Here is a 25,676-nt window from a genome sequence, read left to right on the forward strand (position 1 = left end):
TCGGCCGCCTCGACTACGAGGTGTGCGAAGAGTGCGGGAGCGGTGTGGTGACGCACGCCCAAGTGACCGGCCCCCTCCAGGACAGCGGGCTGGGGACGCGTGCCGTGTCCCATTTGCGGGCCTGTTACCCGGATGTCGCTTGGTACAGCCGCCTCACCCGGCGCCTGGCTCGTGACCTCGCGCACCGCATGCGTATGCCGCAAGGCTTCGCCGGGCCCTGCGCTCATCTGCGGCCCGTACCTCCTCTAGCGGCGGCTGCGTACGAGTAGATAGAGGAAGTACGGCGTCCCGATCACGGCCGTCATGAGCCCGGCGCCGAGCTGGGCCGGAGCGATGACCGTCCGGCCCACCAGGTCGGCGGCGCACACGAGGATGGCTCCGAGGAGGACGGCGACCGGCACCACCCGGACGTGCCTGCGGCCCACCAGGGCCCGGGCGGCGTGCGGCGCGACGAGGCCGACGAAGCCGATCGTGCCGGCGGCCGACACGGCGGTGGCGCTCAGCAGGACGCCGACGACGAGGAAGGCCAGGCGTCCGCGGCCCAGGGCGAGACCGAGCAGCCTCGGGGTGTCCTCGTCGAGTGAGACCAGGTCGAGTTCGGTGCGCCGTACGACCGCGACGACCAGGCCCACGGCGAGGACGACCGCGAGAGGCACCACGTCGGGCAGGGTCCGCCCGTAGGTGGAACCCGCCAGCCAGGTCAGTGCCTTCGTCGCGTTGAACGGGTCGGTGAGGATGATGAGCATGCTGATGACGGCCGTCGCTCCCGTGGCGAACCCGAACCCGACGAGGACGAGCCGGTTCTGCTGGAAACCACCCCGCGCCGCGAGACCGAAGACGAGGAGCGAGCTGATCGCGGCGCCCGCGAAAGCGCTCACGGCGATGCTCCACGAACCGGCCGCCGGCACCGTCGTGACGAGCAGGACGGCACCCACCGCGGCGCCGTTGGTCACACCCAGGACGCCTGGTTCGGCGAGAGGGTTGCGCGTCACGGCCTGGATGAGCGTCCCGGCGAGCGCGAGTGCCGCTCCCGCCAGGAGGGCGGCGAGGACGCGCGGCACCCGGGTGTCCAGGACGAAGGAAACGGTCCGACCGGCTCGGCCCTGGGCCCAGTTGACCACGTCACCCATCAGCAGTTTGCTGTCCCCGATGAGCACGGCGGCGATCACCAGGCCGATCAGCACGGCCACCAGGGTGACCGTCGTGACGGCGAAGACGGTTCTGCCGCGGATGCGCAGCCGGTCGGCGGGAGCGGCGCCCGCGGTGTCCCTGGCCCGCGCGGCCATGACGATCAGAAAGAGCGCGCCGACCAGACTGGTGACGACGCCCGTGGGTACGGCGACCGCGGTGTCCGACGGCACGACGGCGCGCAACAGCACGTCGGAGCCGAGCACCAGGGCGGCGCCGGTGAGACCGGCGAACGGCAGCCGCGCGCGCGAGCGGGTGAACGCCCGGAACCTGCGGGCGAGCGGGCGTACGAGGGCGGGCGCGCACAGGCCGACGAACCCGACGGGCCCGGCGAGGGTGACAGCGGCGGTGGAGAGCAGTGCGGCGAGCACGACGGTGACGACGCGGGTGGAGCGCACGGGCACACCGACGCCGTGCGCGGCGTCGTCACCGAGGGCCAGCGCGTCGACCCTGCGGGCGAGGAGGAGGAGACCGACGAGTCCGACGGCGGCGATGGGCAGCATCTGTAGGACGCCGTCAAAACCGTTCTGCGCGATGCTGCCCTGGTTCCACTTGTAGAGGCCCTCGGTCTCGTGGGGGAACAGCAGGAGCAGGCCCTCGGTGACGGCGGTGAGGCCGAGGGTGAGGGCACTGCCCGCGAGGACGAGGCGGATCGTGCCCGCGCCGAGCCCGGACAGGCCGAGGACGACGGCCGCCGCGGCGAGTCCGCCGACGAACGCTACGCCGGAGGAGGCGAGGAGCGGGAGCGAGACACCGGTGGCGGCGGCCACGCCGAGGGCGAGGTAGGAGCCCGCGTTGACGGCGAGGGTGTCGGGCGAGGCGAGGACGTTGCGGCTGATCGCCTGGAGGGCGGCGCCCGCCATGCCGAGGACGGCGCCGACGAGCAGGCCCGCGGTCATTCTCGGCAGCCGGGAGGCGACGACGACGGACGCGTCGGCGGTGTCGGCGCGGCCGGTGAACGCCTTCCACACCTCGGTGGGGCCGACGGCGGCCGTGCCCTGGGTGAGGTCGACGAGCGCGAGTGCGGCGACGAGGAGGACCAGTGCGGCCGTCACCGCGGCCGCGCCCGTGCGGGAGGCGGCTGTCGAGGGGCGGGCGGCGGGGGTGGTTGCGGTGACGGCCATGGTGTTACTTCTTCAGCGCCTCGACGACGGCGTCGACGTACTGGCTCATGGACGCGGTGGCGCCGAACATCCAGGTGCCGTCGGGCAGCCGGTGCACGTTGCCCTTCTTCACGAACGAGAGCGACGTCCACACCTTGTCCTTCTTCAGGACGCCGGTGAACGGGTTGCTGCTCTTGTCGCCGTCGTTGCCGATGTAGACGAACTGCACGTCCTTGTCGAGTTGGGTGAGGCCTTCGACGTCGGTGGCGCCGAGGCCGTAGATCTTGTCGCCCTTGACCGTCCAGTCGTTCTTCAGGCCGAGCTTCTCGTTGACGGCTCCGATGAGCGAGCCGCCGGTGTACGGGCGGATCGAGGTCTGGTTGCCGGTGACGTAGCCGTCGGCGAAGGCGTACTTCGCGCCGCCGTGACCGGCGGCGGCGAGCTTCTTCTTGCCCTCGGCGAGCTTCGCCCGGAAGTCCTTCTTGAGCTCGGTGGCCCGCTCGGTGGTGCCGGTGGCCTTGGCGAGGAGGTCGAGGTTCTCGGTCATCTGGCCGATCGGGTCCGCGGCGTCGGCGGGGCGCAGGTTCAGGACCGGTGCGATCTCTCGCATCTGCTTCACGGCGGCGGCGGGCAGGTCGGTGGTGGCGATGATGAGGTCGGGCTTCAGGGACGCGATGGTGTCCATGCTCGGCTCGCCGCGTGTACCGACGTCCTTGGGGTCGTTCTTCAGCGGGGCGGCGGTGTCCCAGGTCTTGTAGCCCTTGACGTCGGCGACGCCGGTCGGGTCGACGCCGAGCGATATCAGGCTCTCCACGGCGTTCCACTCGGTGCCGACGACCTTCTTCGCCGGGCCGTCCAGCTGCACCTTCGTGCCGGTGCCATCGGTGAGGGTGAGGGACCGGGCGTTCTTCTCGGCGTCGTCGGCGGCGGGCTCGGTGGTGCCGCAGGAGGACAGGGCGAGGGCCGCAGCGGTGGCGGCCGCCGCGGTGTACAGGAGGCGTCTCATGAGGTGGTGCTGAGCCTTTCGCTTCGCGAGTGGTGGCGGCCTATGGCGCGGGTACGCAGGTGACCGGTGAGGGGGTCGGAGTCGACTTCGATGCGGATGCCGTATGTCTCGGTCAACCGCTCCGGCGTCAGTACGTCTTCGGGGTCGCCGTCCGCGACGATCCGCCCCGCGTCCAGCAGCAGGACGCGGTCGGCGATGGCGGCCGCCTGGTCGAGGTCGTGCAGGACGGCTCCGACGGCGATCCCGTGCGCGTCCGCCAAGTCCCGCATGAGGTCGAGGAGTTCGACCTGGTAGCGCAGGTCGAGATGGTTCGTCGGCTCGTCGAGCAGGAGCACGCCCGTCTCCTGGGCGAGACAGCCGGCGAGCCATACGCGCTGGAGCTGGCCGCCGGACAGGTGCTCGGCCCCGCGTTCGGCCAGGTCCGCGACGCCGGTCATGGCGAGCGCGCGGTCGACCGCCGCCCGACCGCCCGGGTCGGCCTTGCCCCAGCGGCCCCGGTGCGGGTAGCGGCCGAATTCGACGACGTCCCGTACGGTCAGTCCGCTGGGCGTGGGGCGGCCTTGCGTGAGCAGGGCGACGTGCCGGGAGAACTCACGGGGGCTCAGGGCGAGGCCGTCGGTGGCGCCGTCGATGACGAGCGTGGCGGTCCGGGGCCTTTGGAGGCGCGCGAGGGTGCGCAGCAGCGTCGACTTCCCGCTGCCGTTCGGGCCGACCAGGACCGTCACTTCGCCCGGGCACAGCGTCATCGCGGCGTCGTGGACTACGTCGACGCCTTCGTACGCCACGGTGACACCCGTGGCCGACAGTTCATGACCCTGGGGGCGCGTGGCCTCGGCGGTCTCTTCACCTACATGCACGCCGCAGAGGTTAGCTTAGCCTAACTAGTCCGTGAAATGGGGGTGCCGTGTTCGTCTCGCAAGACGGAATCCGGCCTGACTCACATGGTTTCCGGATCCTTGGGGTGATGGCGGGCGATGTTCCGTTCCAGGAGGCGGGTCGAGGCGGTGACGCCGATGCCGTGGGCGGGGTCGACGAACGGCAGTCTGCCGTCGGTACGCTTCAGGTCGGCGAGCGCGGCCTCCATCGCCTCGTGCGCGGCAGAAGAGACAGGGCGTGCTGTAGACGGCGACGTCCACGCCCACATCGGCGAGTTCGGCGAGCGAGACCGCGGGGACTTGCCCCCGGCGATCTGGTTGAACAGCAGGGGCTTGCCGCCGACCACCTCGCGGAGCCGGCGGATACCCGCCACGTCGCGTACGCCGTCCACCAGGACCACGTCCGCGTCGGTGGCCGCCAGGCACCTGGCGCGCTCCATGATGTCCGCCTCGTCCGTCGCGTCCGTCCGGGCCACCACGACCATGTCCGTCCGGGTCCGCAGCACCATCTCCAGCTTGGTCAGGTACTCGTCGAGGGGCAGCACCTGCTTGCCGTCCGCGTGTCCGCACCGGCGGGGCCGCTTCTGGTCCTCCAGGATCACTCCGGAGGCCCCGATCCGTTCCAGGCTCTCCACCACATGACAGGCCACTTCGGGATCGGCGTAACCGTCGTCGATGTCCACGAGCAGGTGGTGCCGCGGAAACGCGCCCCGCAACCGCTGCGTGAACGCCACCATGTCCGGCCAGGCGATGAACCCGATGTCGGGGAGCCCGTAGTACGAGGCGGCGAAGCCGAACCCGGAGACGAACATCCCGTCGTAGTGGCCGGCGGCGACGGACGCGGAGTACATGTCGTACACGCCGATCAGAGGAGTCGTGCCGGGCGCGGCGATCCGGTCCCGCAACTTCGTTCCGTGCTTCAACGCCTGGCTCCTGGTGGTGTGGGGGGCGGGCATGGGGGAACGCATGCGTTTCCCGAGACAGGATGGTTTCGCCGATCGGGCGGAACCCTCCGGCCCACACCCGTCTCACCCTTCCGGTGCAGCACTTTCACCACAGAAACGTCACTGCCACCCTCGACTGTGCTGAGCCCGTCCCCCCGTCGCGCGGGTCGAGGCGATGACGCCGGGGCGCCCGCTTAGGATCCGCTCGTGGCAGACATCTCCGATGAACTGGTCAAGCTGGAACATTCCGCCGAGACAGAACGCGCCAAGCTCGCGGGCCTTGAGGACGAGGAGTATGCGGCGCAGTGGCGCCACTGGAACGACGCGACAGAGCGCTTCCGGGCAGCCGTCACGGCGCACGCTGCGGCGACCGGGCAGTCCCGCAACGAGGTCGAACAGGCGGCGAAGAAGGCCGCGCGACGCGCCGAGGAAGACCCGGTCGAGTAGCCGGTTCGTTGGACGTCAGCCCGCCGTCCGGTCTGGTGGGAATCGAGAGCGTGGAGGCGCCGGACGCGCGCGAGGGCCGGGGCCACGTTGTCCCAGTCGGTGGCGTTCTCGTCCAGCGCGTGCGACATGACGAGCGGCGGGGTGTCCGGCCGGCCCGAGACCTGATCAGCCAGCCGGACCCCTCCGCCGTCGGTCAAGCGGTGATCAACCGTGCGGGGAAGATACCGCCCCCTGTGTTCACCGCGGCGCGCCCGACCCGACCGTCGGCAGGTAGCGGGGTGCTCGCCACGCCTTGAGGCGGTGCTCCACCGCGGCACCCAGGGACAGGACTTCGGTGTCCTGGTGGTCACCGGCCATCAGGAGCAGTCCGACCGGCAGTTCGTTCACGAACCCGGCGGGCACCGAGAGGGACGGGTATCCGGCGACGGCCGCGGGCGTGGAAGAGGGGATGACGTCGTTGTCGCCGCGCGCGCAGTCGGTTGTCCAGGCGGGCGGGTTCGTGGGCGCGGCGATGGCGTCCAGGTGGTGGGCGGCCATGGTCTCGTCGATGGAGCGGCGGGAGAGGTTCTTCAATTCGGCGCGCATCGCCTTGTACGTGGGGTCGGTGGTGGGCGGCGCGGCGAGGGCCCGTTCGAACAGCTCCTGGCCTGAGAAGCAGGTCTGTTCCTCGGGATGGGCGCGGTTGAACTCGATCAGTTCGGCGAGGTTCCGGGGTCCTTCGCGGGTGCCGAGGTAGGCATCGAGGTCGCGGTGGAACTCGCTGAGCAGCGCCGGGAATTCGAGCTCGGCGAGCCGCTCCTGGTACGGGGGTGTCACCTCGACGACCACCGCTCCGGCCTTGCGCAGCTTCTTCGCCGTACGCGTCATCACCGCATCGACGTCGGGTCCGAGGGAGGGCAGGCGCCACAGACCGATCCGCTTGCCGTGCAGGCCGGGGCCGGCTGGGCCCGCCACCGCGTCTTGGAGGTTTGACGGGCCGGGGCGGCTCGACGGGCCGAGGCGGCTCTGGAGGCCCTTGAGGTGCTGGAGGCCCGGGAGGCGCTGGAGGCTCGGGAGACCTTGGAGGCCGCCGGTGCGGGCGCCATTGGCAGGCGCGTCCGTGTGCTCGCTCAGCACCGCGAGCGTGAGCGCGGTGTCGGTCACGTTGCGCGCCATGGGCCCGGCCGCGTCCTGCTCGGCGGAGATCGGCACCACGCCGGACTGGCTGACCAGGCCGAGACTGGGCTTATGGCCGACGACGCCGTTCATCCCGGCCGGGCACACGATGGAGCCGTCCGTCTCGGTGCCGATCGCCACCTGCGCCAATGACGCGGCGAGCGCGGCGGCGGATCCGGACGACGATCCGCACGGATTCCGGTCGAGGACGTACGGGTTGTTGGTCTGCCCGCCTACCGCCGACCACCCCGATGTCGGCTTCGCGGCGCGGAAGTTGGCCCATTCGGACAGGTTGGTCTTGCCGAGGATCACCGCCCCCGCCTTCCGTAGCCGGGTCACCAGCACGGCATCTGTGGTGGGCGGGCTCCCGGCGAGCGCGAGCGATCCGGCCGTCGTCGGCATGTCCCGGGTGTTGACGTTGTCCTTGACCAGAACGGGAATCCCGTCCAGCGGCCCAAGGGTCTTGCCACGCCGGTGCCTGGCATCGCTGGCGGCCGCCTGGCGCAGGGCCGTCGGGCTGGTACGCAGCACCGAGTGAATCCTGGGATCAATGTCCTGAATCCGCCGCAGGTAGGCCCGGGTCAGCGTCGACGACGTCAGGGAACCATCCGCCATACGCGCCTGTAATTCCGGAATCGTCACAGTGTCCAGGTCGACCCCCGGAACGGGGGATGACCCGCCGGTCGGCCGCGGCGAGTCGTCGCTGCCATGCTCGGCGGCTTGCGCACCGGCGTTCGGTACGCCCGTCAGAAGGGACCCCGCGACAAGCGCGGCGGTCATTGCGGCCATGCTCTTCTTCCCCATGAGTGTCAGCGGACTACACGGGCACCATCCGGCGCAAGGGTGCGAGTGCCTGGAAGGCCTCGCCTACGAGGGAACGGTCCAGGCCGCCCACTGGGCACCCGGCACCTCAGGCCGAAGCTGAAAGCCGAGCTCAGAGGGGCGCGGAGCGCGGTATGGTCCCCCGCACGGCAGCCAGAATCGGCCTGCCGCTCGATCGCGCGGACGCGCAGGCTCTTGCCGTCTTCTGCCCCCTCCTGTGCATCCCCAAGGTCCGCGAGCCCAAGACGGCGAAGAACCGGCTCCACATCGACGTCCGGGTGCCAGGACGCGGCAGCCCTGACGAGCGGTGGGCACGGATCAGGTCGAAGTCCGAACGCCTGGTGCGTGCCGGTGGGACCGTCCTGGAGGAGTTCGACGGACACCATGTCGTCATGGCCGACCCGGAGGGCAACGAGTTCTGCGTCGGCTCAGCCGCCGCGTGACGGAGCGACAGGGGCGAGACTCCCCCACCGGCGAGGCGTACAGCGTGCGGCGCTATGGATGAAGTGAAGATAGTCGTCGAGCGTCGGTACGCTCCGGACCCGGTCGACTACGAACGTCTCGTCTCGCTGGTCGAGTCCACCGGTGAACGCGTCGTGCTCACTGAGGCCGACGTGCCGGTGAGCGTGCTGCTTCCCGCGAGGGTGGTTGCCGAGCTGGAGCACTGGGCCCGCGCCGACTGCCCCGCGCCCGCACCGGGGCCCGTCCCGGTACCGATGCCGCGGGATCCGGAGGAAGAGAACGCGGACGCGGACGAGACGGCGTGGGATGTCGGCCGGCTTCGAGTCGAGCCGTTGGCCAGGCCGCGGGAGTACGGCCCCTACAGCCGGTACGTGCGCGCCGATGGCCGACGTGTGAGCTTCGCCCGGGACGGCATGGTGGTGGCCGTGCAGTTGGCCGCCGACGAGGCGGTGTGGTTCGAGAGCAAAGCCATGTACGCGCGCCAGGGGTACATGGACCCCGAGCAGTCAGCAACATTCCAGGAATTCCTGGATCGGCAGCCTCCGGTCGGCGAGCAGTGACCGGCCGCTCGGCGGACAGCGCCGAATGAGGCGGCCGGTCACAGCGCTGCCGCTGCGCCTGCGGGGGCACGGTGGTGCGTGCGTGCCCCCAGCGGTTGCCGGGTGATGTCAGATCACGCGGAACATGTCGGCGGCGGCGTGAACGTCGGTGAAGTCCTCGACGCAGCGGAGGTTGTCGCACAGGGCCTCAAGGACCGAGTCGGCGGCGCACGGAGCACCGACGGCCACGCCGAAGACCCGGAGACCCAGCCGGTGCTTGGCGTCGTTCCAGCCACGCATCCATTCCTCGGTGACGTCGCACTCGTCATCTCCCCCGGGTCCTTCCACGTACGTGGAGTGCGAGGTGTCCACACACGCGATGACGGCGCCCCTCCCGGTGGTCTGCTCCGCCTGGCTGTCGTAGAGCATCAGTTCCCCGGCGGCGTAGCGCGCGGCGAACACCGCGCGCATTGCCGGTTGTTCCTCCTCATGGGTGTACGAGATGACGTGGCTCGGCCGCGCAGACCGCCCACGCCTCAACAAGCACCCAGCGGTGCACCTGATATGTTGCCTGCCAGTACTCAAGCCTCCCCGGCCGGGCCTCAGCCTCCGCCGCGGAGGCTTTTCTCATGTCCGGGCCCGCCCCGGACGCGCCGGGCACTCGCGGGCGGCACCGCGTTCCTGACACGGTCGAGCCCACCCCGAAGTGCCCGAGCACCGCGAGACTCACGCCATGCGAGGGAGATCGATGACCGACGTATCCGCTGTATCAGCCGTATCCGATGCATCCGCCGTATCGGATGCATCCGCCGTATCCGCGCGCCTGGCCGACGCGAGCGACCAACCGATAGCGGAGCGCCTCTGGTTGCTGTTCCAACATGACATGTCGGAGTTCAGCGGTGCTCTGCCCAACCCCGACGGAACCTTCCGGAGTGAACGGCTCCAAGCCGCCTTCACGCAGGCCGACTGGGCGCCCTATCTCCTGACCAGTGGCGCGTGCCCGGTCGGTCTCGCTGTCGTGCGCGGCCTGTCGGCTCCGACGCGCGTTCTGAACAGCTTCTTCGTGGTCCGTGGCGCACGCCGGGCGGGGATCGGGCTGCGCGCCGTCCAAGAGGTCGTGGCGAGACACCCGGGGCCATGGGAAGTCGCCTTCCAGGAGCGCAACATCGCCGCGGTGGCGTTCTGGCGTCGCGTTGCCACCGAGATCGCCGGTGACGTGTGGAGTGAGGAACGCAGGCCGGTCCCAGGCCGTCCGGAACTGCCGCCGGACACCTGGATCGCCTTCAGCGCCCCGGGCCCCCGCTGAGTCCCAAGGCTGAAGGGTCACCGATGCCGCTCACTGAATGCCGTCCAGGAACGGGATGAGCGCGTCGATGAAGGGTTCGTTCCGGTCACCGACCACCATGTGCCCCGCGTCGCCCACATCGACGTACCGTGCGTGGGGAACCCTGTCGCAGAACTCCTCGGCGATGTCCTCGCGCACCACGTCGCTGAGGCCGCCGCGGATGAGCAGGATCGGCACGTCGGCGTGGCGGGCGGCGTCAAGAAGACGCTCCGCCATGCCGGGCGGGTCCGTCCGGTCCTCGAAACTTCTCAGCATCCGGGGGTCCCAGTGCCAGACCCAGCGATCGCCGAGGCGTCGCAGATTGTTGCGCAACCTCTCGGGGTCGTACGGGCGCCTGCGGTGCGGCAGGTGGGCGGAGACCACGGCGGCCGCTTCCTCGACGCTCGTGAAGCCGTCCGGCCGGCGGCGCATGAACTCGACGATCCGGCGGACCCCGCGGGGGTCGGGTCGATGGGCGACATCGACAAGCACCAGAGCGCGAATCGCCGCCCTGGGCGCCTCTCCGGCGGCGAGCAGCGAACTCAGGCCGCCGAGCGAGGCTCCGACGAGTACCGGGCGGTCGCCGAGGTCGGCGACGAGTGCCCGCACGTCCTCGGCGAACAGGTCGAGGTCGTAGACACCGTCGGCCGACCACTGACTGGTGCCATGCCCGCGCAGGTCGGGAGCGACGACCCGCCACCCCAGCCCGGCCAGTCGAGGGCCGGTCCGATCCCAGGCGTGCCGTGTCTGGCCGCCGCCGTGCAGCAGCACCAGGGGCGGCGCGGACGCTTCGCCCCACATGTCCGCCGCGAGCCGGGTCCCGTCCCGGCCCACGAAGTTCCGGGGCCGTGAGGGTGCGTCGGCCGTCATGCCGTTGCCGTCCCTCGGGTCCGCAGCGGTGCCAGCAGTCGGTCGCGGTGGGCGTCCTCGGCCGACGCGGCGAGCGCGACGTCCAGTGCGAACAGAGCGCGCGCGAGGAACTGGTCGTCGTCGATGAGGGCCGCGACCCACTGATGCAGGGCGCCCACGCACGAGGTGCCGACCACGGCCGCCAGGGCATCGGTATGGATGTCGGCGCGCAGGATGCCCCGCGTCTGTGCCTCGGCCATCGCCCGGCGGAGCTGGATGAGCGGACTGCGGTCGAGCACGAGACCGCTCGCCTCCCACTCACGCACCATGCGCCGCGACACCACCGGGTCCTCTACGAACAGACGTACGGTCAACCGCACGACGTCCCGCGGATCGCCGGCCCCAGCACCACCAGCCGGCGCTCAAGCTCGTCCATGAACCCGGCGGCAAGCGCCTCCCAGACCTTCTCGCGCGGCCCGATCAGGTTGTACACGGTGGCCGGGGCGACCGCCGCCCGCTCGGCGATCCGCTCGGTACTGATCACCGACTCCGGACTCTCCCGCAGAAGTTCCCGCGTCGCGTCGAGGATCCGCGCCCGCCGCTGGGCCTTGTGGTGCTCGCGTAGTCCCCCGTCGATCGCCTGCATTCGCGCACATCCCCTCGCGAGAACTTAGAGAGCACCCTAATTTTAGACGGGTCTCTAGGCCTAGGCAAGGGGTTGCCCAACTCGCGGTGGCCAGCGGCTACTTCGGTACCCCCCGAGCGGCGGACGGTTCTCTCAAGGCGGGCGGTGTGCGGTAGGTCCGTAGGGGTCTGTTGGTCGCGGCCACGGCGGTGATCGCCAGGACGGCGGAGAGGCCACCGGTGACCAGGGCGAAGGAGGCCGAGGTGGCCGACGCCAGCAGGCCCCCGCGGAAGTTGCCGAGTTCGGGGCCCGCGACGCCGATGACATGTTCCACCGAGGAGATCCTCCCCCGGTACGCCTCCGGGGTCTCCAACTGGACCAGGGCACTGCGGGTGACCACGGACACGGTGTCGGCGGCGCCCGCCAGCGCCAGGCAGGCGAGTGCCGTCCACAGCTGTCCCGCCAGCCCGAAAGCGGCCAGCGCCAGCCCCCATGCGCCGGCGGCGGCCAGCTGGACGAGGCCGCTGCGGCGCCGACGTGTCACCGCTCCGGAGAGGAGGCCGGCCGTGATGCCACCGACCGCGACGGCCGAGAGAAACAGGCCCAGATTCTGCGGATTGCCGTCGAAGCGGGCCTCGTTGACCAGCGGGAAGAGGGCGATGGGCATGGCGAGCAGCGTCGCGGACAAGTCGGTGGCCATCGAGCCCCACAGGGTCGGGCGACGCAGGACGAGCCACTGGCCGCCGCGTTTCGGCGGGCGCCGGCCGAGGCGCCGCGACCAGCCCTCGCCGGCGCGCTCCGGCCGGCACCGTCGTGCGCCACCCGTCGCGTCGGTGCCGTCCGGCCTCATGACCGGCAGGCGGATCGCCGTGAGGACCGAGATCCCGGCGGCTGCGACCTGTGCGGCGTAGGCGGCGGGCAGGCCCCAGCGGGCGATGATCAGTCCGGCCAGGGCGGGCCCGGCCAGCATCGCCGCCTGGAAGGAGACGTTGGTCAGCGCGAGCCCGGCGGCGACCTGGTCGGGCGGCAGCAGCCGGACCGGGAAGGTGCGCCGGGCCGGGGCGCCGAGCGCGTTGCAGGCGGCGCCCAGGGCGACCAGGGTGAGCAGCAGCAGTACGTTGCGACTGCCGGCCAGCGCCTGGCCGCACAGCCCCGCCGCGGCGGCCAGTTGGCCGGTGGTGGTGGCTCGCACCAGCGCACGGCGGTCGACGGCGTCGGCCAACGTGCCGCCGAGCAACCCGAAGAGCACCATCGGCAGGCCGGTGGCGAGCCCGATGGCGCCGGTGCCCACCGGGCTGCCGGTCAGGTCCCAGACCTGGGCCAGCACCGCCACCGTGGCTATCTGCCCGCCGAGTTGGGAGGCCGCCGAGCCGATCCACAGCTCACGGAACGGCCGACTGCCCCGCAGCGGACGGACGTCGACGAACCAGCCGCGCACCCTCATCCCGGTGGTTCGACGAGGTGGTGGAGGACCCGCTGCCGCATCGAACGGCTTTCCAGGGCCCGCCGCAGCTCCTGGACGACGGCCGTCATCGCGTACGGGATCTCCGCGTCCAGCTCGGCCACGGCCGCGTGGGTGGCGCGCCACTCGGCCGCCAGGAACGGCACCAGCGCTCGGCCGCGCTCGCTCAGGTCGATCCGGCGCGTACGGGCGTCGGGCCCCGGCTCCGAGGTGACCAGGCCCTCCTTGCGCATGGCTGCGATCGTCTGGCTGATCGCGGAGTGCGAGCGGTTCAGGGATTCGGCCAGTTCGCGGATGGTCAGCGGTCCGGTATGCGCGAGCCGGATCAGCGGGTACGCGAACCGTGGCCGTACACCCTTGATGCCACGCTCGATGTAGACCTGCTCGATCTCGGCGTCCATGGTGGCCAGCAGTTCGTGCAGGGACTGCCAGGGGTCGGGCAGTGCGGTGGGATCGGAGAATGTCACAGCGCTAATATAACAGGACTAATATAACAGCGCTGTGATACTTCACCCCCACCCCCGGTGTCCGTCAGTCCGGCTGCCCGTGGGCGGTGAAGAAGCTGACGAGGCTGTGCGGGGCGCCGTCGTCGAGGCACATCTCGTGGACGCGGGAGGCCTCGGCGGCAGCGGCGGCACTGCGCGGGAAGAGAGCCTTCTCGTACGCGGTGAGTGCCGCTTCGATGTCGTCCGGGTGTGCGGCGAGGGCCTCGCCGAGTTCCGCGCCGTCGTACATGGCGAGGTTGGCCCCCTCTCCGGACGGGGCCATCAGGTGGGCGGCGTCGCCGAGCAGCGTCACGCCGGGCACGCGGCCCCAACTATGCCCGGCGGGAAGTGAATTGACGAGGCGTGGAACCGGCGCGGTGTCGCTGTCCGTGATCAAGGCGGTGAGTTCCGGGGCCCAGTCGTGGAACTCCGCGGCGATGCCGGCCTTGGCCGACTCGGCGTCGTTGAAATCGATGGCGCCCACCCACTCCCGGGGCTTCTTGAGCGACACGTAGGCATGCAGGACGCCATTCGGCTCCCGGTGGGCGGATATCCCCTGGCCGGGGGCGAGCGCGAAGAGCGAGCCGGCGCCGACGGCCCGGGCGGAGGCCGGATGGCGGGTGTCCGCGTCGAACAGGTAGGTCTCGATCAGGGTCGTGCCGACGTACTGGGGCTCGGCGGCGGACAGCAGCGGGCGGATCCGCGACCACGCGCCGTCCGCGCCGACCAGCAGGCCGGTCCGCACGCTCGTCCCGTCCGCGAACGCCACCTCGTGCCGACCGCCCCCGAGAATGCGGGCCCCGGTGACCTTGTGCCCCCATTGGACCGTGCCGGCGGGCAGCGAGTCGAGCAGGATCTGCCGGAGGGCCGCGCGGGGCACCTCAGGGCGCCCGCCGGTACCGTCGTCGTCACGCTCGTCCAGCAGGACCTTTCCGTTCTTGTCGAGGACGCGCGACACCTCGGCGCCCTGGTGAATGATGCCGAGGAACTCCTCGAACAGCCCGGCCGCCCGGAGCGCCCCCTGACCGTTGTGGTCGTGGATGTCGAGCAGACCGCCCTGGGCGCGGGCCGACGGCGACGCATCGGCTTCATGGACCGTCGCCGGAATGCCGTGCACGTGAAGGACGCGGGCGAGCGTCAGCCCCGCGAGCCCCGCGCCGATGATCGTGACCGGAGTGGCCATGGTGCTTGCTTCCTTCCTGATCGCGGACCGGTGGGCGGACGCCCGACGGAACACCACTGAAACATTCTGGAACACCGTTCCAGCCACTCCACTGTGGAACGGCGTTCCAGGCCTTGTCAAGCTGGAACGCCGTTCCAGGGCGGCTAAAGTGGAGACATGGCAACCAATCCGCGCCGTCCGGAACAACGACAGGAACCGCTCTCGCGGGAGCGCATCGTCAGCGCTGCCGTGGAAATCCTCGACACGGTGGGCGAGGGCGGACTCACCTTCCGCGCCCTGGCCAAGCGCCTCGCCACCGGCCCGGGGGCGATCTACTGGCACGTCACGGGCAGGACCCAACTCCTCGGCGCCGCCATCGACTCCGTCATCGCCACCACCATCACCGACGACGACGCCGACGCGACGCCGCAGGAAGCGATCCGCGCCCTCGCGCTCGGCGTGTTCGACGCCATGGACGCCCACCCGTGGGTCGGCACGCAGCTCACCCACGCCCCTTCGCACTCACCGATGCTGCGGGTCTTCGAGCGCATCGGCCGCCAGGTCCAGGCGCTCCGCGTGCCCGAAGCCGCCCAGTTCACCGCCGCGTCCGCCCTGATGAGCTACATCCTCGGAGTGGCGGGCCAGAACGCCGCCAACACGAGAGCGGTGCGGCCGGACACGGACCGGACCGAGTTCCTCGACACCGTGGCGGCCGCATGGGCGCAACTCGACCCCGACGAGTACGCGTTCACCCGAAACGTCGCCGGTCAGCTGCGAGAGCACGACGACCGGGAAGAGTTCGTGGCCGGCATCGACCTCATCCTGACCGGAATCACCGCTCTCCAGCGGCCGACCGGTTGACGCCGACGCTGATACCAGGACATCGCCGAAACGGCGTGCCCCTCGCCGCCCTACGCACCCGGGACCCCCCTCATGACCGGCCGCCCCCTGAGGACGCCCCACCGAGCCCCTCCCGGTCGAAGGACGCGTCGACGACACACGCCTGGACGATCCGTACCTACTGACCACACCCCAACGCACCTGGCCCGGCGGCGACTTCAGCAGCGGGCGGTCAACACCCGCTTAGGGGGTCACGTTGGCGGCCAGGTCCGGGTCCGGGTTCGAGGTGTCGTGTCGTGTGAACACCCACAGCGCCAGTCCGAGGCAACTGAACGCGGCGCCCAGCGCGCAGACGGCCCCCCAACCGGCTGCCGTGTACAGGGAGGTCGCGGCGATGGCGCCGGTGGCGCTGCCGATCGAGTAGAAGACCATGTATCCGCCGATCAGCCGGCTGCCCGCGTCCGGGTGCAGTGCGTAGATCAAGGTCTGGTTGGTGACATGGACCGCCTGCACGGCGAGGTCGAGGAGAACCACCCCGAGGAACAGGGCCCAGAGCGAGCCGCGAGTGAAGGCCAAGGGCAACCACGAGGCGGCGAGCAGCGCCAGGGCGATGCCGGTGGTCCGCCGGGAAAGCCCGCGGTCGTTCAGGCGGCCCGCCACGGTCGCGGCCAGCGCGCCGACGACGCCGATCAGCCCCAGCGCTCCGATCGCGCTGTGCGACAGGGAGTACGGGGCCTCGCTGAGCGGCAGCGCAACGCTGCTCCACAGAGTGCTGAAGGCAGCGAAGATCAGGAGCCCGAACAGGGCCCGCAGTCGCAGCAGCCGCTCTTGCGCGAAGAGCGTGATCGTGGACCGCAGGAGCTGTCCATAGCGCAAGGGGGCGGTCGGGGAAGCGTCGCCGTGGCGGCGTGGCAGTACGCGGTACAGGACCAGGGCGAGCAGAGCGGTGAGCGACGCCGAGGCGAGGTAGACCGAACGCCAGCCCGCGAGATCGGCCATGAGCCCGGATGCGGTGCGGGCGAGCAGGATTCCGGTGACCACGCCGCTGGTGACCACACCAACGACCCGGCCGCGCCCGGCGGGAGGGGCCAGTGAGGCCGCGAAGGCCACCAACGTCTGCGTGACGACCGCGAGAAGCCCCGTCGCGGCCATGCCCACGAGCAGGATCGCCGCCGTGCGAGCGGTGGCCACGACGATCAGCGCGACCATCAGAAGCAGCAACTGGGCCCCTATGAGCAGCCTGCGGTCGGCCACGTCGCCCAGCGGCACGAGGAAGAAGAGGCCCAGCCCGTATCCGACATGGGTGAGGGTGACCACGCTGCCGACAAGTGCCGGGCTCATGGCGAGGTCGCGGCCCATGGTCACCAGGAGCGGCTGGGAGAAGTAGACGTTGGCCACCGCGGCCCCGCAGGCGACGGCGAACAGCATGACGACGCCACGGGACAGAGCCGACGGGGGACTCTCCTCACTTCGGGCGTCGGTCCGTCCTGTCACAGCCTCACCGTTGCAGGACATCCGCACCCCTCCGCATACTGGTTTCATCTTGCCACCAATGGCCGATGAGGGTGACGGTAGCCAGGTTGGTAGCATGTTGCAACCAGCATGGGGAGGAGTGAGGGAAGCCATGGTGACCAGGACGCGCTTCGATGACAGTGAGTGCCCCGTCGCCCGGTCGGTGGACGCGATCGGCGACTGGTGGTCCCTGCTGATCGCGCGGGACGCCTTCGACGGAAGCCGGCGCTTCGGGGAGTTCCAGCGCGGCCTTGGCGTGGCGAAGAACATCCTCACCGCGCGCCTGCGCACCCTGGTCGCCGGAGGAGTCCTCGAATCCGTCCCCGCCTCGGACGGGAGCGCCTACCGCGAGTACGTACTCACCGCGAAGGGCAAGGCACTCTTCCCCGTCATCGTGGCACTGCGGCAGTGGGGCGAGCAGAACTTCTTCTCCCCCGGCGAACCGCACTCGGAGTTGGTCGACCGCCGGCAGGGACAGCGTCTGCGCCCCCTGGAAGTGCTGTCCGCGGACGGACGACGGCTGGACCCCGATGACACCACCGTCCACAAGCTTTCCGCCGAGTGATCCCGGCGGAGGCACAGCGCTGACACGGGCGCGGCGGCACGGCCACGGCCGGCGGACAGGCGCGCCCGGCCGCCGGTCAGTTGGTCTTGCGATTCGCCTACAGCCCCAGGGCCGGGGCCAGGCACGGATAGAACTTCCACGGGCCTTCGGGGTTGTACGACCTGCCTGCGCCTCCCTCAGTCACCAGCCAGGCGGTTACGCACGCAGCCCGGTGACCCGTTCTCAAGCGGAGGCGACTGAATGCTTCGGCGTTGGAGGGGCATGCACAGCATGCATGCCCCATGCCGAACCGGGAGACTCGCCATGAGCCCGCACGAGCAGTGCCCTTACCAGGACGGCAGGGTGGTCATGGACCCCGCCTTCAAGGCTGACGCGCCCGCGCGGTACGCCCGGCTCCGGGAGCTCGGCCCCCTCCACCCGGCTGAGTTCCACCTCGGGCTGAAGGGCTGGGTGGTCGTCGGATACGACCTGGCCCGGGAGGCGTTGACGCATCCCGCCCTGCTGAAGGACGCCACGCCGGCCGCCGAGGCGCTGGCCGCCGCCGGCTACGTCCTGAACCGGCCCTCGGTCGGACTCGGCGCGCAGATGATGGAGGCCGACCCACCCGAGCACACCCGCCTGCGCCACCTGGCGTCGGCCGCCTTCACCCCGCGTCGTACGGCCGACATGGCACCGCGCGTCGAGCAGATCGCCCACGACCTGATCGACGCGATGCCGCCGTCGGGTGAGCTCGACCTCGTCGAGGCGTTCAACGCCCCGCTGCCCGCCACGGTCATCGCCGAACTCCTCGGCATCCCGGAGCAACACCATCGGGACTTCCGTCGCTGGTCGGGCCAGGCGCTCCGGGTGGCCTCCGCCGAGCACCGACCTGCACTGGCCGGTCTGCACGGGCTGCTGGCCGAGCTGATCGCGGACAAGCGCCGCCGACCGCAGGACGACCTGCTGTCCGCTCTGGTCGCCGTGCGCGACCAGGACAACGGCCGGCTTTCCGAGGAGGAGCTGGTCGGCACGGCCATGATGCTGGTGGTCGCGGGCCACGAGAGCACGGTGAACCTCCTGGGCAACTCTGTGCTGGCTCTGCTCCGACACCCGGACCAGTTCCGGCTGTTGCGGGAGAAGCCCGAACTACTGCCCGGCGCGGTGGAGGAGTTCCTACGGTACGACACCTCCGTCGAGCGCTCGACGAGTCGCTACGCGTCGCAGGACCTCGAACTGGGCGGGGTGCCGATCCCCCGCGGAAGCATGATCGTCGTTGCTCTCGGTTCGGCCGGGCAGGACGCCCCACAGGCGGACGGCGACGCCCCGGCGGCACTCGACGTGACCCGGCCGAACGCCCGCCACCTGGCCTTCGGACACGGCATCCACTACTGCCTGGGCGCGCCACTCGCCCGCCTGGAGACATCCATCGCCCTGCGTGTCCTGCTGTCCCGCGTCCGCGACCTGGAACCGGCCGCTCCGCTGGACTCGCTCGACTGGATCGGTTCCGGCATCATCCGCGGCGTACTGTCGCTCCCGGTGCGCTACCGCGTCGCCTGACACCGATCGGCCCTTGCCCTGCAAGCGGTTCAGTCGGATCCGCCCTGCGACTCACACTTGTGCGCACGCGCGCCCAGCTCGACCGTCTCGGCCTGGCCGACCTCGCCCTGGACCGCGGCCCGAGCACGCTCAGCGGCGGCCGGGCCGTCTCCCTCGGCCTCGCCGCCCAGTTGCTCAAGCGCCCCGACGTACTACTGCTCGACGAGCCGACGAACAACCTCGACCTGGTCAGCGCGGGCCAGTTGGAGAGCGCCCTCAACTCGTACCAGGGCGCGTTCATGGTGGTCAGCCACGACGAGCGGTTCCTCACCGCGATCGGGGTGAACCGCTGGCTGCGGCTGGCCGGCGGAGAGCTCAAGGAGACCGGAGCCTTCGTGGTGTGAACCGTCGACGTGTGAAGTGGCCCGCGCCGCGGCCGTGGGGAGAACGGCGTCGGCAAGTCCCCCCTGCTGCGGTCCTCGACGGGCTCGGCCTCGGTGCGCTCGGCCACGAGCGCGCGTTCGGTGGCCGCCAGCCAGTCCGCTACGGCGGCAACTCAGCGCCTGCCTCGGCGAGAAGCGCGCCGAGCGGGAGCCTGAACTGGAGGAAGCCCTGGGAACCGGCCCGGGCGCGACACATGTGACTGGCTGAACGACATCTCTGTCCCCCAAGGAGTGAGAGAGCCGTCAGTGCCTACATGCCTGAGCACCTTTGCGCTTAGGGTGAGGAGTGAACACGCTCGGTGAACCATCGGGCGTCCACACTCGCAGCAAAGGAGTGAACGGTTGTGAGCAGCCAGTCAGCCGCCACCCTCCGGTCTCGGTACGTGCAACAAGCCGCGTCGGATCTGGAGGCGAACCGCAGGCGTCAGGAGGAACTGGCACGGAAACTGGAGCTGTTGAAGCAGGAGGAAGCCCTTCTGTCGGACATCCTCAACCTCGCCGAGCGGTACGAGGGATTCGCCGATGCCCTGCGTCTGCCGGAGCAGGCACAGGATGAGCCAGTCATCGCGAAAGCGAAGCACCGCGACAAGACCGGTGCGTCCGCACAGCGGTCGACGTCGCGCAAGAGCAAGCCGGCTCCCGCGGGGGGCAAGGCGAAGGATGGCGCGAAGGGGAAGTCGCGCGAGCCTCTGCTCGGGGACCTGCTGATGGATCTGCTCGCCGGTCATGAGGACCCGCGACTGGCGAAGGAACTGCGGGACGAGCTCCTGGAGAAACACCCGAGCCGTAATCCGACACCGCAGGTGGTGCGGAATACCCTTGAGTCCCTGGTCGCCAAGGGGCGCGTCCAGCGCCACAAGCAGCAGCGTTCGGTCATGTACACCGTCGCGGAGTCGGCCGACGCCGGCTGAAGACGGTTCGGCGTGCCTGCATACGTTTCTCGCCGGAGAGGGCAGCGGGCACGTTCGGGAAACGCGGTGGAAGCTCAGCCGCCGCAACCGCCGTGGGGCGTGTGGGATACACGCAGTGGCGCACTCTGCCGTGTGCGATAGCGTCACGGCCGTGCCGATCAACTCTCCTACCGCCGCCCCGGGTTCCGCCGAGGGCGCCCAGGCATCAACGGGTCAGGGACGCGTCGCTCGGCGGGTCGTCGACTTCGTGGTCCTGCTGATACCTCTCCTCACCTTCGCCGTCCCCGTGATACTGGTGCGGGCCGGACTGATCGGCGAGGGATTCCTCTTCCTCAACATCGTCTCGCTGGTGGTCTGCGCGACGGTGGCCGCCTATGCCCATATGGGCTGGCACGTCCGCCCGTACGACGACGACCTGCTCTCCGCCCGCACCCTCACCGGTCGGCGCACCGTCGACCTCGCCCAGCTCACCAAGGTCGGCCGCCTCGAAGTACCGGGCCAGACCCGGAACGACGACCGGTTGATCCTGACGGACGCGCACGGCGTGCGGCTCATCGCGCACAAGCTGCGGGGCGGCGACGAGACCGTCGACGCGCTGGTCCGCCGCGCGCTCATGAGGCGGCGCCAGGGCGCGGGAGTGGTCGTCTCCGACCGCGCGGCCGAGCGTCTGGACCTGCGGGCGGAAGTGGCCCGCCCGCACGGCCGGCTCCGGGCAGGCCGCAAGATCCGCGAAGGGCTCATCGGATTCCTGCCGCTGCTGAGCGTATTCGTACTGGCCCCCGTGTCCTTCGGTCTCGCACTCCTGGCCTGGTTCCTCGCCGCCGCCGAGTAAGGCCGAGCAGGGCGGTGGTCGGGCGGGACGCGGATGTCTGATGCGTCCCGCCCGCCCTGCTGTGTCCCGCCCGCCCTGCTGCGGTGCGGTGCTGTCAGGACAGCTGGCCGGCCTCGTAGTCGCCGCCGGGGCGCCGCACGATGACGTTGAGGCGGTTGAAGGCGTTGATGACGGTGATGACGGAGATCAGGTCCGCGAGCTGGTCTTCGTCGTAGTGCTTCGCGGCGTCCGCCCAGGCCTCGTCGGTGACGCCGCCGGGCGTGTCGGCGACGCGGGTGCCCTGTTCGGCCAGTTCCAGGGCGGCGCGCTCGGCATCGGTGAACACCGTCGCTTCCCGCCAGGTGGCGACCAGGTTGATGCGTACCGCGCTCTCCCCCGCCGCGGCGGCTTCCTTGGTGTGAATGTCGAGACAGGAACCACAGCCGTTGATCTGGCTCGCGCGGATCCGCACCAACTCCTGCGTGGTGGCGGGGAGAGACGAATCCAACAGGGTTCTGCCGGCGGAGATGAGGTGTTTCAGGAACTTCCCCGCCGAGGGGTTGCCGAGATAGTCGAAACGGGCTTCCACTCTGGTCTCCTTCACTGCGTCCGGTGTGACACCTCCTCGACGACGCAGCCCCGTGGGATGTGAGGGCCTTCTGCGTGTGACGTGCGTCTCTCTCTCATGGGCGTGCCGATGCAGCCGTAGGTCTCACATTCCGGGGCGCTGTCTCGTCGTACTGGTGAAAGCAGTCGTACGAGCAGTCGTACGAGTGAAGGCAGACGCGACCATGGGAGTCGGCGGCACCATGACCACCCGAACCAACAGCACCCCGTTTGAGGCGAGGCACGACCTGGCCGCGATCACGAGCGAGCGGCGTCAGCTGATCAATCTCGCGTACCGGCTCCTGGGCTCCCTGGCCGACGCGGAGGACGTCGTGCAGGAGACGTACGCGCGCTGGTACGCCATGTCCCCGCGGCAGCGGGAGGGGATCGAGTCTCCCGGTGCCTGGCTGACGAAGGTCGCCGGTCGTATCTGCCTCGACATGCTCGGTTCGGCACGTGCCAGACGGGAGAGTTACGTGGGTGAGTGGGTCCCCGAGCCGCTGCCGGACCGTACGGAGTGGATCAGCGGGCGGTCCGGCGCCGCGAGCGCTGATCCGGCCGACCGGGTCACGCTCGACGAGTCGATCGCGATGGCGTTTCTCGTCGTGCTGGAGTCGATGAGTCCTGCCGAGCGGGTGGCGTTCATTCTTCACGATGTCTTCCGGTATCCCTTCGCCGACGTGGCGGAGGTCGTGGGTCGTACACCCGCGGCATGCCGGCAGCTGGCTTCTTCCGCTCGCCGCCGCGTTCACGCCTCGCAGGGGCTCGCGACGCCCAAGGCTCGGCAGGCGGACATCGTCAGGGACTTCAAGGTGGCCTGGGAGGCCAAGGACGTCCGGGCTCTTGTCGGACTCCTCGATCCGGATGCCACGGCGGTCGGTGACGGCGGCGGCCTGGTCAGTGCGGCGCTCCGTCCGGTTGAGGGCGGCGTCCGGATCGCGCAGGCCTTGGTCGAGATCTTCGACACGGCGGCGTCGGAGGTGACGTTCCTGGAACGCACGGTCAACGGACAGCCCGGGCTGGTGGCCCAGCAGGACGGCGTGACCATCTCGGTGATCGCGTTCGATGTCGTGGGCGACCGGATCAAGCGCATCTGGGCGGTACGCAACCCCGACAAACTCCGTCCATGGACGACAACGACGTCCCCCTCATCTCACACCTGACCCGATGGCTTTGGAGCGAAGTACATGCGTCTGCGGATCGTCACGATCAACGTCCAGAACAACGAGGGTGACCCCCGGCGCCTGGGGCTGCTCAACCAGGAGTTGCGCCGGCTGGCCCCCGACCTGGTCGCACTGCAGGAAGTCGTCGACGGAGGCAGCCCACGGCACCTCGACGCGCTGGTGGCGGGCACCGGCCTGCACTGCACCCATCAGTCCGAAGCGATGTCCTACGCACCGCCGTTCGTCGATCGCTACGGCGGCAACGCGGTCGCCACGCGCTGGCCGCACAAGGTCGTGGAAGTCCTCGATCTGCGCCTGGCCGGTGCGGGTGACGTGCCCTGGTGCACGCTCGCGGTCAAGGTTCCGCTGCCCGGCGAGGGCGAGCTGCTGTTCATCTCCGCCACCGCGTCATGGCGGTTGGACGCCGAAGCCGTCCGTGAACAGCAGGCCGTAGCGCTCGGCGATCTGGACGCCCGGCACCGCACCGACCTTCCCACGATCATCGCCGGTGACTTCAACGCGGGCCCCGACGCGGCCAGCATCCGCTATCTCACGGGGCGTCAGTCGCTCGCGGGGCGCAGCGTGCACTACCACGATGCCTGGGAGGTCGCGGGTGAGGGGCCGGGACACACCTGGAGCGTGGAGAACGAGAACGCCGCCGCCCTGTTCGACCAGATCGTGCGCCAGCCCGGGCACCGGCGCCGGCTCGACTACGTGTTCACCGGTTCCTGGCACGCGCATCCCAGGGCACGCTGCGAGATCCGTGCCGCGCGCCTCGCCTTCGACCGGCCTGTCGACGGGGTCTGGCCCAGTGACCACTACGGGGTCGTGGTCGATGTCGAGATCGGCAGGGACGAGCGCCGGCTCGAAGGCTGATACGTAGCCGATACACAGCCGCGTCACCGCGGAAGCACGGCCCTGACCGGCCGGAAGCGGCGCCCCCCGAGTGTGTGGACGTACCCGATGTCCGGCGTACGTGTATGTGGCTCAGGGAGGCGGTCGCCGTGTTCACACGTGCCGTGCATTCTGTCCGTGTCGCGCTGAGGAGACCCCTGCCGGGGCGCCCGGCAGTCGTATGGGCCCTCGCCGCGGCGCTCGTGGCGGGTGGGACCGGCGGCCGACTGGTGTTCCCGGAGGGCGGCGGGGGTGAACGTGGCGGCGTCGTGCGGCTGCCTCGGGCGCCTGAGCGCGTCAGGGACGGGCTCGACCTGCCGTGGCCGAAGGAGGGCCAGGCGGCCGTGGCGGTGGAGAAGGTCGGTGTCCTGGGGGCCGAGGGGACGAGTCGTCCGGTGCCGATCGCGAGCGTGACGAAGGTGATGACCGCGTACGTGGTCCTCAAGGGGCACCCGCTCGACGCCGGCGAGGACGGTCCCTTGATCAAGGTCGACGAGCGGGCCGCGGCGGAGGCGCACTCGTCGAGCGAGTCCACCGCGCCGCTCGATGCGGGGCGGCGCCTCTCCCAGCGGAAGCTGCTGGAACTGATGCTGCTGCCGTCCGCGAACAACGTGGCCCGGCTGCTCGCCCGTCGGGACGCCGGCAGTTGGCCATGAAACTCCTCAACCCCCGTGCTCTGCGCTGGAAGATCGCCGCCCTGACGGCGGCCGCCTGCTGCGCGGTCGCCGCCGTGATCGGCCTGCTCGTCCACGACGCGACCGCCGAGCGCAATCTGCGGACGGGACGCGATCGGGCGTACGACCAACTGCGCGACGCCGAGAAGGAGTACGCCCGCACCGGCGAACGCCCGGCCGCCGCGGAGCTCATGGCCCCCGACGACGTGCCCGAACCGCTCGCCCGCGGCCTCGCCGCCCGCGACGCGTCCGGCGCCTACGCCGACTGGTACGACAAGAAGGACCCGAACTGGTACTGGATGTGGGCGGCCGTCACCACCGGCGACCGTGTCCTGGCCGTCCGCACCGATATGAGCGGCGAAGTGCGCGGCCTGCAACTCCTTGACCGCAGCATCATCAAGGCCGTCCTCGCCGCTCTTGCCGTGGTCGTCCCCCTCGCCGCGCTCGCCACGGAACCGATGAACCGCCGACTGCGCCACGGCGCCCGTACCGCCCGTGAGATCGCCGGAGGCGACCTGGACGCCCGTATCGGCCGACGCGGCCGGGCCCGTGACGAGATCACCGAGATGTCCGCCGCCGTGGACAGCATGGCCGCCGCGCTTCATCAGCGACTGGGGACGGAGAAGCGCTTCACCGCCGACGTCGCCCATGAACTGCGGACGCCGCTGATGGGCCTGGTCACCGCCGGCGGGCTCCTTCCTCAAGGCGATGAGGTCGCCGACCTGGTCCGTGCGCAGATCCATACCCTGCGCGCCCTGACCGAGGACCTCCTGGAGATCTCCCGCCTCGACGCCGGGGCCGAACAGGCGAGGTTCGACGACGTCCCCCTCGGCGAACTGGTCACCGACGTGGTCCGCCGCGGCGGAACCAGCACCCACGTACACCTTGAGGACACCGACGCCCCGCACACCGTGCGCACCGACCCGCGCCGGGTCGAACGCATCGTGACCAACCTCGTCGCCAACGCCCACCGCCACGGCGTGCCCCCGGTGCGGGTCACCGTGACCGGCACACGTATCACGGTCCGCGACCACGGCCCCGGCTTCCCCGCCGATCTTCTGACGCACGGCCCTCAGCGCTTCCACGTCGCGGCCGCGGAACGCGGGCACGGCCACGGACTCGGCCTGACCATCGCCCTCGGGCAGGCCGCGGTGCTCGGCGCACACCTGACCCTCGCCAACGCTCCCGGCCAAGGAGCTGTCGCCACCCTCGAACTGGCCACCGCCGAGCCGGTCGACGGCCCTGCCCAACGGCCCGTCGAACGCGCCGGGCGGGGCGGCCGTGAGCGTCGGCC

The 25,676-nt window shown here is 70.6% G+C and carries 23 protein-coding genes and 5 pseudogenes; 14 read left to right on the plus strand and 14 right to left on the minus strand.

Annotated elements, in window-relative coordinates:
* Positions 1 to 245: 245 nt before the first annotated feature.
* From ACOBQB_RS01185 to ACOBQB_RS01200, 4 genes and pseudogenes are all read right to left on the minus strand, one after another.
* Positions 246 to 2,312: an iron ABC transporter permease gene (locus ACOBQB_RS01185; protein WP_423588046.1), complete on the minus strand. Its 2,067-nt coding sequence runs from the start codon at positions 2,310 to 2,312 to the stop codon at positions 246 to 248.
* Positions 2,313 to 2,316: 4 nt separating this feature from the next.
* Positions 2,317 to 3,297: an ABC transporter substrate-binding protein gene (locus ACOBQB_RS01190; RefSeq protein ID WP_423588048.1), complete on the minus strand. Its 981-nt coding sequence runs from the start codon at positions 3,295 to 3,297 to the stop codon at positions 2,317 to 2,319.
* A complete protein-coding gene (locus ACOBQB_RS01195; RefSeq protein ID WP_423588050.1) occupies positions 3,294 to 4,154 on the minus strand; it encodes an ABC transporter ATP-binding protein in 861 nt (286 codons plus the stop codon). Before ACOBQB_RS01195 ends, ACOBQB_RS01190 begins: the two co-directional genes overlap by 4 nt.
* Positions 4,155 to 4,234: 80 nt before the next feature.
* A pseudogene (locus ACOBQB_RS01200) lies at positions 4,235 to 5,095 on the minus strand (isocitrate lyase/PEP mutase family protein).
* A 228-nt stretch (positions 5,096 to 5,323) separates the two neighbouring features.
* Here ACOBQB_RS01200 and ACOBQB_RS01205 point away from each other — a divergent pair.
* Positions 5,324 to 5,563, plus strand: a complete 240-nt coding sequence (locus tag ACOBQB_RS01205) for a hypothetical protein (protein ID WP_423588052.1) — start codon at positions 5,324 to 5,326, stop codon at positions 5,561 to 5,563.
* A gap of 237 nt (positions 5,564 to 5,800) precedes the next feature.
* Here the strand turns inward: ACOBQB_RS01205 and ACOBQB_RS01210 are convergent, their stop codons facing one another.
* The gene (locus tag ACOBQB_RS01210) at positions 5,801 to 7,522 is read right to left on the minus strand and encodes an amidase family protein (RefSeq protein ID WP_423588054.1); all 1,722 of its coding nucleotides are present in this window, start codon (positions 7,520 to 7,522) and stop codon (positions 5,801 to 5,803) included.
* Positions 7,523 to 7,749: 227 nt separating this feature from the next.
* On the opposite strand from ACOBQB_RS01210, the pseudogene ACOBQB_RS01215 reads away from it, so the two are divergent.
* Together ACOBQB_RS01215 and ACOBQB_RS01220 are read left to right on the plus strand one after the other, a co-directional pair.
* Positions 7,750 to 7,983, plus strand: a pseudogene (locus ACOBQB_RS01215) (VOC family protein); the annotation flags it as partial.
* A gap of 54 nt (positions 7,984 to 8,037) precedes the next feature.
* Positions 8,038 to 8,562 carry a type II toxin-antitoxin system Phd/YefM family antitoxin gene (locus ACOBQB_RS01220; RefSeq protein WP_423588056.1) on the plus strand — a complete coding sequence of 175 codons (525 nt, stop codon included), beginning with the start codon at positions 8,038 to 8,040 and terminating at the stop codon, positions 8,560 to 8,562.
* Positions 8,563 to 8,670: 108 nt separating this feature from the next.
* Here ACOBQB_RS01220 and ACOBQB_RS01225 read toward each other — a convergent pair.
* A pseudogene (locus tag ACOBQB_RS01225) lies at positions 8,671 to 9,018 on the minus strand (hypothetical protein); the annotation flags it as partial.
* A 271-nt stretch (positions 9,019 to 9,289) separates the two neighbouring features.
* Between ACOBQB_RS01225 and ACOBQB_RS01230 the strand changes: the two are divergent.
* Positions 9,290 to 9,847 carry a GNAT family N-acetyltransferase gene (locus tag ACOBQB_RS01230; RefSeq protein ID WP_423588057.1) on the plus strand — a complete coding sequence of 186 codons (558 nt, stop codon included), beginning with the start codon at positions 9,290 to 9,292 and terminating at the stop codon, positions 9,845 to 9,847.
* 30 nt (positions 9,848 to 9,877) lie between these two features.
* Here ACOBQB_RS01230 and ACOBQB_RS01235 read toward each other — a convergent pair whose 3' ends face one another.
* From ACOBQB_RS01235 to ACOBQB_RS01260, 6 genes are all read right to left on the minus strand, one after another.
* Entirely contained in the window at positions 9,878 to 10,735 is an 858-nt protein-coding gene (locus ACOBQB_RS01235; protein ID WP_423588059.1) for an alpha/beta fold hydrolase, read from the minus strand.
* On the minus strand, positions 10,732 to 11,088 hold the full coding sequence (locus ACOBQB_RS01240; RefSeq protein WP_423588061.1) for a hypothetical protein: 357 nt from the start codon (positions 11,086 to 11,088) through the stop codon (positions 10,732 to 10,734). The genes ACOBQB_RS01235 and ACOBQB_RS01240 overlap by 4 nt, the downstream gene beginning before the upstream one ends.
* Positions 11,085 to 11,360: a TetR/AcrR family transcriptional regulator gene (locus ACOBQB_RS01245; protein ID WP_423588062.1), complete on the minus strand. Its 276-nt coding sequence runs from the start codon at positions 11,358 to 11,360 to the stop codon at positions 11,085 to 11,087. Before ACOBQB_RS01245 ends, ACOBQB_RS01240 begins: the two co-directional genes overlap by 4 nt.
* Positions 11,361 to 11,457: 97 nt before the next feature.
* Complete coding sequence (locus ACOBQB_RS01250) at positions 11,458 to 12,783, minus strand: MFS transporter (RefSeq protein WP_423588064.1); 1,326 nt, start codon at positions 12,781 to 12,783, stop codon at positions 11,458 to 11,460.
* Positions 12,780 to 13,268, minus strand: coding sequence for a MarR family winged helix-turn-helix transcriptional regulator (locus tag ACOBQB_RS01255; RefSeq protein WP_423588066.1), 489 nt, complete (start codon positions 13,266 to 13,268; stop codon positions 12,780 to 12,782). Before ACOBQB_RS01255 ends, ACOBQB_RS01250 begins: the two co-directional genes overlap by 4 nt.
* Before the next feature lie 64 nt (positions 13,269 to 13,332).
* A complete protein-coding gene (locus tag ACOBQB_RS01260; RefSeq protein ID WP_423588068.1) occupies positions 13,333 to 14,469 on the minus strand; it encodes an FAD-dependent oxidoreductase in 1,137 nt (378 codons plus the stop codon).
* 156 nt (positions 14,470 to 14,625) lie between these two features.
* On the opposite strand from ACOBQB_RS01260, the gene ACOBQB_RS01265 reads away from it, so the two are divergent.
* Entirely contained in the window at positions 14,626 to 15,309 is a 684-nt protein-coding gene (locus tag ACOBQB_RS01265) for a TetR/AcrR family transcriptional regulator (protein WP_423588069.1), read from the plus strand.
* A gap of 222 nt (positions 15,310 to 15,531) precedes the next feature.
* On the opposite strand, the gene ACOBQB_RS01270 is transcribed toward ACOBQB_RS01265, so the two are convergent.
* Positions 15,532 to 16,803, minus strand: a complete 1,272-nt coding sequence (locus ACOBQB_RS01270) for an MFS transporter (RefSeq protein ID WP_423588071.1) — start codon at positions 16,801 to 16,803, stop codon at positions 15,532 to 15,534.
* A 109-nt stretch (positions 16,804 to 16,912) separates the two neighbouring features.
* Between ACOBQB_RS01270 and ACOBQB_RS01275 the strand changes: the two genes are divergently transcribed.
* From ACOBQB_RS01275 to ACOBQB_RS01295, 5 genes and pseudogenes are all read left to right on the plus strand, one after another.
* Positions 16,913 to 17,365, plus strand: coding sequence for a winged helix-turn-helix transcriptional regulator (locus ACOBQB_RS01275; RefSeq protein ID WP_423588073.1), 453 nt, complete (start codon positions 16,913 to 16,915; stop codon positions 17,363 to 17,365).
* 303 nt (positions 17,366 to 17,668) lie between these two features.
* The gene (locus tag ACOBQB_RS01280; RefSeq protein ID WP_423588074.1) at positions 17,669 to 18,901 is read left to right on the plus strand and encodes a cytochrome P450 family protein; all 1,233 of its coding nucleotides are present in this window, start codon (positions 17,669 to 17,671) and stop codon (positions 18,899 to 18,901) included.
* A 68-nt stretch (positions 18,902 to 18,969) separates the two neighbouring features.
* Positions 18,970 to 19,284: pseudogene (locus ACOBQB_RS01285) on the plus strand (ATP-binding cassette domain-containing protein); the annotation flags it as partial.
* Between the two features lie 383 nt (positions 19,285 to 19,667).
* Positions 19,668 to 20,234: a hypothetical protein gene (locus ACOBQB_RS01290; RefSeq protein ID WP_423588075.1), complete on the plus strand. Its 567-nt coding sequence runs from the start codon at positions 19,668 to 19,670 to the stop codon at positions 20,232 to 20,234.
* 151 nt (positions 20,235 to 20,385) lie between these two features.
* Positions 20,386 to 21,066 carry a hypothetical protein gene (locus ACOBQB_RS01295; protein WP_423588076.1) on the plus strand — a complete coding sequence of 227 codons (681 nt, stop codon included), beginning with the start codon at positions 20,386 to 20,388 and terminating at the stop codon, positions 21,064 to 21,066.
* A gap of 94 nt (positions 21,067 to 21,160) precedes the next feature.
* Here ACOBQB_RS01295 and ACOBQB_RS01300 read toward each other — a convergent pair whose 3' ends face one another.
* Positions 21,161 to 21,634 carry a carboxymuconolactone decarboxylase family protein gene (locus tag ACOBQB_RS01300; RefSeq protein WP_423588078.1) on the minus strand — a complete coding sequence of 158 codons (474 nt, stop codon included), beginning with the start codon at positions 21,632 to 21,634 and terminating at the stop codon, positions 21,161 to 21,163.
* A gap of 220 nt (positions 21,635 to 21,854) precedes the next feature.
* On the opposite strand from ACOBQB_RS01300, the gene sigJ reads away from it, so the two are divergent.
* The 4 genes and pseudogenes from sigJ to ACOBQB_RS01320 all read left to right on the plus strand — a co-directional run.
* Positions 21,855 to 22,814: an RNA polymerase sigma factor SigJ gene (gene sigJ / locus ACOBQB_RS01305; protein ID WP_423588079.1), complete on the plus strand. Its 960-nt coding sequence runs from the start codon at positions 21,855 to 21,857 to the stop codon at positions 22,812 to 22,814.
* Positions 22,815 to 22,838: 24 nt separating this feature from the next.
* Positions 22,839 to 23,690: an endonuclease/exonuclease/phosphatase family protein gene (locus tag ACOBQB_RS01310; protein WP_423588081.1), complete on the plus strand. Its 852-nt coding sequence runs from the start codon at positions 22,839 to 22,841 to the stop codon at positions 23,688 to 23,690.
* A gap of 143 nt (positions 23,691 to 23,833) precedes the next feature.
* Positions 23,834 to 24,364, plus strand: coding sequence for a hypothetical protein (locus tag ACOBQB_RS01315; RefSeq protein ID WP_423588083.1), 531 nt, complete (start codon positions 23,834 to 23,836; stop codon positions 24,362 to 24,364).
* Positions 24,361 to 25,602, plus strand: a pseudogene (locus ACOBQB_RS01320) (sensor histidine kinase); the annotation flags it as partial. The gene ACOBQB_RS01315 and the pseudogene ACOBQB_RS01320, both read left to right, overlap by 4 nt.
* Positions 25,603 to 25,676: the final 74 nt, after the last annotated feature.

This window comes from Streptomyces sp. G5(2025) (genome assembly GCF_049542075.1).
GTDB lineage: Bacteria > Actinomycetota > Actinomycetes > Streptomycetales > Streptomycetaceae > Streptomyces.

What these genes read in the sequence shown, in the direction of transcription:
- ACOBQB_RS01185 (WP_423588046.1), bottom strand. Translation starts at nt 2,312, where the DNA reads ATGGCCGTCACCGCAACCACCCCCGCCGCCCGCCCCTCGACAGCCGCC.
- ACOBQB_RS01190 (WP_423588048.1), bottom strand. Translation starts at nt 3,297, where the DNA reads ATGAGACGCCTCCTGTACACCGCGGCGGCCGCCACCGCTGCGGCCCTC.
- ACOBQB_RS01210 (WP_423588054.1), bottom strand. Translation starts at nt 7,522, where the DNA reads ATGGGGAAGAAGAGCATGGCCGCAATGACCGCCGCGCTTGTCGCGGGG.
- ACOBQB_RS01220 (WP_423588056.1), top strand. Translation starts at nt 8,038, where the DNA reads ATGGATGAAGTGAAGATAGTCGTCGAGCGTCGGTACGCTCCGGACCCG.
- ACOBQB_RS01230 (WP_423588057.1), top strand. Translation starts at nt 9,290, where the DNA reads ATGACCGACGTATCCGCTGTATCAGCCGTATCCGATGCATCCGCCGTA.
- ACOBQB_RS01235 (WP_423588059.1), bottom strand. Translation starts at nt 10,735, where the DNA reads ATGACGGCCGACGCACCCTCACGGCCCCGGAACTTCGTGGGCCGGGAC.
- ACOBQB_RS01245 (WP_423588062.1), bottom strand. Translation starts at nt 11,360, where the DNA reads ATGCAGGCGATCGACGGGGGACTACGCGAGCACCACAAGGCCCAGCGG.
- ACOBQB_RS01250 (WP_423588064.1), bottom strand. Translation starts at nt 12,783, where the DNA reads ATGAGGGTGCGCGGCTGGTTCGTCGACGTCCGTCCGCTGCGGGGCAGT.
- ACOBQB_RS01260 (WP_423588068.1), bottom strand. Translation starts at nt 14,469, where the DNA reads ATGGCCACTCCGGTCACGATCATCGGCGCGGGGCTCGCGGGGCTGACG.
- ACOBQB_RS01265 (WP_423588069.1), top strand. Translation starts at nt 14,626, where the DNA reads ATGGCAACCAATCCGCGCCGTCCGGAACAACGACAGGAACCGCTCTCG.
- ACOBQB_RS01270 (WP_423588071.1), bottom strand. Translation starts at nt 16,803, where the DNA reads ATGTCCTGCAACGGTGAGGCTGTGACAGGACGGACCGACGCCCGAAGT.
- ACOBQB_RS01275 (WP_423588073.1), top strand. Translation starts at nt 16,913, where the DNA reads ATGGTGACCAGGACGCGCTTCGATGACAGTGAGTGCCCCGTCGCCCGG.
- ACOBQB_RS01280 (WP_423588074.1), top strand. Translation starts at nt 17,669, where the DNA reads ATGAGCCCGCACGAGCAGTGCCCTTACCAGGACGGCAGGGTGGTCATG.
- sigJ (WP_423588079.1), top strand. Translation starts at nt 21,855, where the DNA reads ATGACCACCCGAACCAACAGCACCCCGTTTGAGGCGAGGCACGACCTG.
- ACOBQB_RS01310 (WP_423588081.1), top strand. Translation starts at nt 22,839, where the DNA reads ATGCGTCTGCGGATCGTCACGATCAACGTCCAGAACAACGAGGGTGAC.